This is a genomic window from Phocaeicola fibrisolvens (assembly GCF_025567125.1).
GTDB classification, from domain to species: Bacteria; Bacteroidota; Bacteroidia; order Bacteroidales; family Bacteroidaceae; genus Phocaeicola; species Phocaeicola fibrisolvens.
Genome location: NZ_JAOQJI010000009.1, coordinates 84366 through 92978, shown reverse-complemented (window position 1 = coordinate 92978; position 8613 = coordinate 84366). Strand labels below are relative to the sequence as shown.

At 44.9% G+C, this 8613-nt stretch carries 8 protein-coding genes; 5 read left to right on the top strand and 3 right to left on the bottom strand.

Going from position 1 to position 8613, the window contains the following annotated elements:
- On the bottom strand, window positions 1-410 hold a 410-nt coding region (locus OCV81_RS05950; protein ID WP_148329231.1), incomplete at its 3' end, for an AAA family ATPase.
- 387 nt (window positions 411-797) lie between these two features.
- Between OCV81_RS05950 and OCV81_RS05945 the strand changes: the two genes are divergently transcribed.
- Window positions 798-2036, top strand: a complete 1239-nt coding sequence (locus OCV81_RS05945; protein WP_262640194.1) for a DUF4377 domain-containing protein — start codon at window positions 798-800, stop codon at window positions 2034-2036.
- A 336-nt stretch (window positions 2037-2372) separates the two neighbouring features.
- Here OCV81_RS05945 and OCV81_RS05940 read toward each other — a convergent pair whose 3' ends face one another.
- Complete coding sequence (locus OCV81_RS05940; protein ID WP_148329198.1) at window positions 2373-3929, bottom strand: ATP-binding protein; 1557 nt, start codon at window positions 3927-3929, stop codon at window positions 2373-2375.
- Window positions 3930-4346: 417 nt separating this feature from the next.
- Here OCV81_RS05940 and OCV81_RS05935 point away from each other — a divergent pair, with 417 nt between their 5' ends.
- The 4 genes from OCV81_RS05935 (at window position 4347) to OCV81_RS05920 (ending at window position 7911) form a co-directional block, all read left to right on the top strand.
- Window positions 4347-6044, top strand: a complete 1698-nt coding sequence (locus OCV81_RS05935; RefSeq protein WP_148329196.1) for a S41 family peptidase — start codon at window positions 4347-4349, stop codon at window positions 6042-6044.
- A gap of 17 nt (window positions 6045-6061) precedes the next feature.
- Window positions 6062-6304, top strand: coding sequence for a hypothetical protein (locus tag OCV81_RS05930; RefSeq protein ID WP_262640192.1), 243 nt, complete (start codon window positions 6062-6064; stop codon window positions 6302-6304).
- Window positions 6305-6547: 243 nt separating this feature from the next.
- A complete protein-coding gene (locus OCV81_RS05925) occupies window positions 6548-7147 on the top strand; it encodes a hypothetical protein (RefSeq protein WP_262640191.1) in 600 nt (199 codons plus the stop codon).
- Window positions 7148-7158: 11 nt separating this feature from the next.
- Window positions 7159-7911, top strand: coding sequence for a retropepsin-like aspartic protease (locus OCV81_RS05920; protein WP_262640190.1), 753 nt, complete (start codon window positions 7159-7161; stop codon window positions 7909-7911).
- A 326-nt stretch (window positions 7912-8237) separates the two neighbouring features.
- On the opposite strand, the gene OCV81_RS05915 is transcribed toward OCV81_RS05920, so the two are convergent.
- Window positions 8238-8613, bottom strand: a 376-nt coding sequence (locus OCV81_RS05915) for a PD-(D/E)XK nuclease domain-containing protein (protein ID WP_262640189.1), incomplete at its 5' end; no start/stop codon positions are given.

The window sequence follows — 8613 nt, the reverse complement described above, 5'->3', positions numbered from 1 at the left end:
TCGCATGCGCGGCGGATAATACCTTGAAAACGCCGGGCCACCCCAATCTCAGCAGAGGAAGCTCCATAGAGCGCTTCCCAGTTTCGCACGTTCTCTTCCAACACATTGGTCAGCGACTCTGGCGAATCGTATTTTTGCGTATTCAAATCCAGGTGTAGCACCGGATACACTGTCCAGTCCTTCTCCAATTTTTCCAGTGCCAGTCCCTTGAAAAGTTCTTTCTTCCCCTGTGCGTAGGCTTCGAGGGTCGACAACAGTAGACTCTTTCCGAAACGTCGCGGACGACTCAGGAAATAATATTTGTTTGTATTAAACAATTCATAGATTTGTGCGGTTTTGTCCACATACACATAGCCGTCATGTATCAGGCCTTCAAAGTTCTGCACTCCTACCGGATATAGCTTGCTCATAACCACTGGATTTTGATTCTACTGCGAATGTAGTAATTTTAGACGAACATTCAAACAATCATTCTCTTTTCAAGGGAATCTTCTATTCCTTTGCTGAATGGTTTTCTGCTTACACTAAAAAAATAGAAAATAAGCCGGAGAACTTGTTCTGATTCTTTTTATAACTTACATTTGTAAAACCATAAAATCTAATCGACATGAAAATTCCAAACCAGCTTTTACGGACCCCTTTTTCCCTATTGTCCCTTCAAATAACTTTTACGGGATTTTAATCTTTTAATACGATGGGATAGGGGATTTTTAACCCTTCTGCGTTTTCATGAAAACATCTCATTCATGGAGATGAAAGTTCCAAAACTTCACTAGACATAACTAAAAATAACAAGTATGAAAACTAAAAACTTATCTGGAATCTTTGTGCTATTCCTATGTACACTTAGCCTTATCGGCTGCCATGAAAAAGACGAGTTTAAGGACAAGGTGGAAACCATCCGCATGTATGTGTCTTCCGAGACAAGTACGTATGTTCCTTGGGGGAGCGACCAACCGGTTGAATGTATGCTTGTCAAAGAAGAAGGGAGACCGGAATATTCGAAGCTTTCCTTCAAAGGAATCACCGGATTTACGTACGAGCAGGGACATGAATATGTCTTAAAAGTAGAAAAACAGACCTCGGTTGCCCCGCTGGCTGACGGTACCCGTGTCAGATACAAGCTGCTTGAGATTATGCAGGACACTTCCATCACTCCGTCGTCTCCGCAATGGACTTTTCTTATTGATGACCGCAGGGAATCCGATATAGACATCAGTACTTCTTATCTGGGCATACAAATATGGTCCGCTTTTGCCCATCGTCCAAACATTTATGTAGGAGCAGTCTATCCGAAAAGCGCGTTTGCCACTTCCTTCGACAGGGAGGTTACAGACGAAAAGAGACCTATAGACCTGACATTCAGTTTTTCCAATCCCTATTATCTCACCACCATGGAGAAGGTCAGACATATTGAGTACTTGAAAAAAATCAAGGAAGCGATACACTCGGAGGAATATGCAAGTTATGTGACTCCCGACCGTCCTTATACCGCACAGCTGGCCGAAGTGAAAAGTCTGGAAAGCCTGAGTGGCTGCTTCATGGAAAACCAAACATTTAGCCGCACACTGGAAGATATCTGCCGACAGAAGTTCGATATGAAAAAGGTGAAAAGCCTGACAGTCGGCAAGGTTGTTTTCAAAGGTTTCACGGTATCGATGGATATGCCGGCCGACGGACTGTTCGTGAATGTGCCGTCCAATCTGGACGACCTGGTGTGTGTATGTGGACTGACTTACGGGACGAGCGCTTACTTTGTAATAGCCAGTGAGTCTCCTTATGAGGATGTGTTATCGGCCTTTAAAGGTGCATTCGTGCGTGAATACAGCCAGCCCCACGGCACCTTACACACAGCCCAAATTGTTTTGCTGACGGTTACGGAGGTGGACCAAAATGCCATAGTCAATGATTCATTTGAAGCTTTGGCAGATTATCTAAAGAGTCCTTTCCGAGATGGAAAAACCTACGGGTATCCCATCTTTTGCAGAGGACAGTATGTAAAAGACAACAGTTCGTTTGTAAAAAGAAAAGAATAATGCCCGGCAGGCATAAAAAATCTATAGATGGAAATATTGGTCTTTTGTTTCTTTTCATACGCACTTGATTGTAAGGTAAATATCGTTCTGATAGATACGAAAAAGGAACGGTTCTTCAAGTCTGTGAAAGAAATTAGTCAGACGCTTCTTCGTTTTCCCGGGAACGTTCGTCTGATGTGTAGGTTTCCCTTCCCGGAAACGTAGGTTCCCCGAAGCCGAAACGTACATTTTCCGGCAGGGAAATATACGTTTTCCTTGTGGGAAACATAGAAAACGCCTTGAAGAATTCCTCACTTCTTCAAGGCGTTTTCCACTTATCTATGCAGTTATATAAATTTACTTTCCCTGTTCCATCTTCACTTCCTGAATGTTCCGCAGCTCGTCACTGAAATTCACGCCAATCCGGTAGATTGTGCGGCTGTCCTTGGCGAAAGGAGCGTCATAGCCTTTCTCCCGAATCTGGGCCAGCGCCTCGTCCGCACTGCCGTTCAGCTTGAATTCCATGACGTACACGTAGTCCTGCGTCTGGAGCACCAGGTCAATCCGTCCGCGGCTCGTGTGGTATTCCACCTGCACGTAGAAGCCCATCAGCTTGAAGATGATGTACAGGATGTTCTGGTAATGTACCTCGCGGTCGCGGGCCAGCTCATAGGGGATGTCGGCAAACATTGTCTTCAGGCGGTCGAAGAAATCGTCCACTTTGCCCGCCATCACTTCTTCCACGAAGCATTGAATCTGGTAGGGCGACTTGCTCACGCTCACCGACGCGTAGTTGGGCAGCAGGAACTTGAAGAAGCCCTGTTCCACTTCGCGGTTGGGGAATCCCAGGGTGTAGTTCTCGAACATCTTGTTGTAGCCCTTGATGGTGAGGTAGCCGCTCTGGTAGATGACCGGAATCGGGTCGGTGGAGGCCGTGTCGATGCTGTCCAGCACCGGCTGGCTGGTGACGATGTGTTCCAGGTCCTCTATCGGATAATGGTGGAGCTTGAGCAGCTCGACGAGGTAGGTCGGCGTGCCTGTCTCAAACCAGTAGCTGCCGAAGCGCCGGTTGGCAAAGGTGTTCAGCAGGCTGAACGGATTGTACATGCCCACGGCATTTTCCGTAAAGTGATAGCCGTCGTAATTGGCTTTCAGTTCCGCACACGCTTGCTCGTAACTCATCCCCGTAGCCGTAGCCAGCTCGTGAATATCCTCCTCAAAGTAGGCGTGCACTTCCTTCTCACTGATGCCGCAGATTTCCGCATACTGGTCGATCATGGAAATGTCCCGCAGGTTGTTCAAATCGCTGAACACGCTGACCTTGCCGAACTTGGTCACTCCCGTCAGCAGAGCAAAGCGGATGCAGCCGTCCATGGACTTCAATGCTCCGTAGAACGCCTTCAGGGTGCTGCGGTACTCGTTCTGCAAGGCTTCGTTGCCGATGGCCTGCAGCATGGGCTTGTCGTATTCATCGATGAGAATCACCACCCGGCGGCCTGTCTGCTCGCATGCGCGGCGGATGAGGCCTTGGAAACGGAGAGAAAGGCTTGTTTCACTCTCCCGTGCGCCATATCGGCTTTCCCAATTGCATAAATTGTCGTTCAGGATGCTGGTCAGCGATTCCGGCGAATCGTATTTCTGCGTATTCAAATCCAGGTGCAGCACCGGATACACCGTCCAGTCCTTTTCCAGTTTTTCCAGTGCCAGTCCCTTGAAAAGTTCCTTCTTCCCCTGTGCGTAGGCTTCGAGGGTGGACAACAGCAGACTCTTTCCGAAACGTCGCGGACGGCTCAGGAAATAGTAACTCCCTGTGTTAAACAACTCATAAATCAAGGCAGTTTTATCGACATATTCGTAACCGCCTAAAATCACTTTCTCAAAGTTCTGTACTCCTACCGGATATAGCTTGCTCATAACCACTGGATTTTGATTCTACTGCGAATGTAGTGATTTTAGACGAACATTCAAACAAACGGAATATAGGAAACAGAAAGCGCCGATTAGAAATTAGGAAAATTGTGTGTCTAATTTCAAAATCAGTAATATTTTAAAGACCGCATGGGCTTCTGAAGTGAAAAAATAGTATATTTACAATGGGCAAAATAAACAGATGGTTGTTTGTCTTAGTGGAGGGTAGCTTTATGGGAAAAATATACTGGAAAGGTGTAAAAAGGAAGTTCGATAAATTCATAGAAAGAATTCTTGACTGTATCATATTCTTTACAGATTGGTTAGGCTGATTTATGTCAATAAAATAGCGATTCAGTCTTTGTTTATTACTGATATAGCTTATATAAACCATTATTGTGATACTTATAATTAAAAATATAGATGAAACGGAATTACATTTTATTTCAAATCCTTCTCATTATTGCAGGCCTGACTTTTTATAGTTGTAGTGTAGAAACAAAGTCACTTTCAACAGAGCAGGCTTATGCCGAACTTAAACTGCCGGAAGAACCCGACAGTTTGCAAATCCATGCGATAGTCCAGGCCTCACGGATTTGGGGTTTCGCCAAGTATCACCATCCAGCTTTTGCTTCCCGTTCTATCAATGCGGATGCTGAATATTTCTGTTTATTAAATGAGGTCCTTCAGGCACCGGATTCCATGAAAAATGACATTTGTTTAAAGTGGATATCAGGATTGGGCCCTTATGCAATACGTGATAAAGAAGACGACGAAAACATAGAGACCTTTAATGACTTCAACTGGATTTCAGATTCTTTGCATTTAGGTAAAGCATTGAGTGATAGCCTTATGAGGCTCAGAAATGCTGACCCGGAAAATAACCGATACGTAAAACAGACACCTGTCAATGTTTCGTATATTGAAACACAATATTCGGACATACCGAAAGATGATGTGGCATACCGCCTTCTCGGTGTTGCCAAATTCTGGAATGCAGTGGACAGCTATTCGCCTAACCGTAATCTCACAGACCGTCCGTGGGATGATGTACTTGCAGAATATATTGCATTGGCGTTTGACCGTTCTATCAGCTTTTCCGCTTTGTATTCCAGAATGGTTTCCGAATTGTGTGACACACACGTCAATTCGTGGTACGTCCCGATTTTCGGAGGGCGCTTTGTCCCTTTGATGTGCCAATTTGCAGAAGACCGATTGTTTGTAACTGATACATGTTCTCTTGTACCCAATAATTTTGAAATCGGCGATGAAATCATTCTCATTGATTCTGTCAGTCCTATCAAGCGTCTGGATGAACTTGCTCCATACATACCTCATTCCAACCGGAGCTCACTTCTGCGGGACGGTTCCTATGCCACTCTGTTGACTGCGAAAAATGAAGCTTGTGTCGAGTATGTACGCGGAGGTAAAACTTACACTACCATGATCTCATCTGTTGACGGAAGCAAGTTTGTCAACAGGAGGTTTTCATCACAAAATACTTCAACTAAACCTGGATTTAAAGAAGTGGCGGGCGGTATAGGTTATATAAACATCAGCAATCTTACTTGTAAAGATGAACAGGATTTGGAGAATTTCTTGGCATCCTGTGATAAACTAATTATCGATTTACGTGCATATCCGGCAGAATACGATGTGCTTCACAAACTGTTGCCCACTTTCTTCTTTTCTCAGGCCAGAGAAGCAGCAGAAGTTTTATTGCCACAGGCTCACCGGCCAGGTGGTTTCATCCGAACTACGGTATCGACGAGAAAAACATCTGACCCGGATAAACTCTATAAAGGAAAAGTTGTTTTATTGGTGAATGCGTATTCGCAATCTATGTCTGAATACTTTACAATGTTTCTGCAAACTATACCGGGTTCTGTGACTGTCGGAAGCCAGACAGCAGGTGCTGATGGTGATGTGACAAGAATCCAGCTCCCTTATGCTTCATTCAACATTACAGGTGCCGGAATATGCTATCCTGACGGAACAAATGCCCAGCGTAATGGAGTGAAAATAGATAAGGTTGTGGAACCCTCAGCCGAAGGAATGATACGCGGGGTGGATGAACAGCTGCAGGCGGCAATTGACTATCTGCAAGGAGGACATATCTGATTTCAAAAACGGTTTTTATGAAACACATATTTATATCCATTTTACTTGTATTAAGCACATTTCTGAAGGCACAAAGTATTCAGAAAATAGATTCCCTGTTGTTGGGAGCCTATGAAAGTGACCAGAAAATCAGAACGGAGTCCATGACTCTGATGAACAAGTTGCACAGTGCCGGAGCTAATGACGTTCCGGTCTCTGTAATAGATTCTCTTATGCTGCTTCAGGAGCAGACGCAGGCGATTGAGATGCCAAAAGGTTAAATGAACTTCGCAGTGAAATTGGTGCCGGTGATATTGAAACATATATCCGGGTCCTTAAGGCAACGGCTGGATGTGATGTAATTTACAATCCGGAACTGACGGTTCATCAAATGAAAAAGATGGGACTACTGAAGAATATGAACACAAGCAAATAGAAAATCTTATGAACCAGCCACTATTTTATATGACATGCAATGTGCTTATTACTACAGAAAAAACGAATAAAAGTAAAATATAAATATCATGATTATGTTCAAAAAAATTTGTACTATTTTCTGCTTGCTCGTTTCTCTGAGCATACAAGCGCAGAATGTCGATGTACGGGTCGGACAGCTTGTCAATGAAAGTAATTGGTTTGGACTGGAACAGACATTGAAAACAACTCCTGCCGATTCCATATCGCCATTTTTACGCCAGTTGGCTACGGCCATGACGCATCATTATTTCAACCGACCGGATTCGGCATGTACCGTACTTGCTGATTTGCTGAACAATCATCAACAAGAGTTAGGGGATCGAACCATGAGCATGGTTATTCTGTTAAGTACTAATTTGGCAAGAATCGGGCATTACAATGATGCAGCCGATCTTCTTCAGAATCTCTATGACCAACTGACCGCAATGGGCACTGATAGCACCCTAACTGAACCATATAAAGCTCAGGCACAGCAGTATCGTGCGTTGGGCACCTGCGGTCCTTTCTATCGGCCGCTTCATCAACCGGGTGAATACCGTATTCCGATGGTGCTTGCAAACAAAGGTGGGCAACACTCCATTGAAATGGACGGAAGCATCAAAAAGAAGGACGTTTCCTGTTCGATACAGGGGCCGGAAGAAACCTGATAACTCCTAAATTGGCAAAGGAATATGGATTGCGTTCTTTGGATACCGACATTACCGTGGCAGGTGTTGGAGGTTTGAAAGAGGGGGGATCTGCTATCGCAGACACGTTGCGTATCGGCGGAATGACTTGGCTGAATGTACCTTTTGCTGTAATTGATACCCATACCGGGCATGAAGAAGCCGATAAGTTTAATGAAAAATACCAGCTTCCTCCTGTTATCGGACTCCCTGTCATGTTTTGTATGCAGGAAATTCAGTTAGACTTTGCCCACCGAGAACTTATTATTCCGGCCACACTGACCCCAAATCCTTTGGGCAAAAGTAACCTCATAGGTACAGATAATGAATTGTTGCAATTAAAAACGGTGGATGCAACAACCGGACATCCTCTCTATTTTCTTTTTGACACAGGTTTTTATTACACTAATATGGAGCCTACCTGGTATAACCGTCACCGTCAAGAGGTGGATGCCGCAGGGGTGCCCGATTCACTGCGCGTTGCCGGAATAGGGGGTGTGGCAATTACCCGCACCTACAGGTTGCCGCAAATGAAAATCCAGATAGGAAACGGCACCGCGACGATCGACTCTATCAAGGTGAATACGGGCATTGATTTGCATACTGGACAACCAAAGACAACCGCCTTTTCTAATGGTGCAGAAGACGGTGTGCTTGGCTTGAATGCCCTGGAAAAATTCTCAAAAGTGATTATCAACTTAAAGGATATGTACATGGAGGCCATCCCATTTGTAGAAAAACAGTAAGCACATTGTGTTTCAATAGAATTTAAGGGAGAACCTGACAGTGTAATACCGAATGGTTTTCCCTTTCTCTTTAACATTCGACAGGTACAAGTGAAAACACCTTTTTTGCTTTTCCAATTTCATAAATGAGAAAGCTGTCACTAACTTCACATCCAAATGTGTGCGCACGCTCCGCGTGCAGCACAGCTGCTGCATGGAGATAACAGTCGTTGCCTATACCAGCCGTACAGGGAACAAAAAACTAAAAACAAGAAATCCATTTCATACGTTATAGAACTGTCTCATAATGGCAGACGCTTCGTAACAACCTTCATAAGAGGAAAAGCTCATCGCACTTCCACCTTCACCTCCTGAATGTTCCGCAGCTCGTCACTGAAATTCACGCCAATCCGGTAGATTGTGCGGCTGTCCTTGGCGAAAGGAGCGTCATAGCCTTTCTCCCGAATCTGTGCCAGTGCCTCGTCCGCACTGCCGTTCAGCTTGAATTCCATGATGTACACGTAATCCTGTGTCTGGAGCACCAGGTCAATTCGTCCGCGGCTCGTGTGGTATTCCACCTGCACGTAGAAGCCCATCAGCTTGAAGATGATGTACAGAATGTTCTGGTAATGTACCTCGCGGTCGCGGGCCAGCTCGTAGGGGATGTCGGCAAACATCGTCTTCAGACGTTCGAAGAAATCGTCCACTTTGCCCGCCATCACT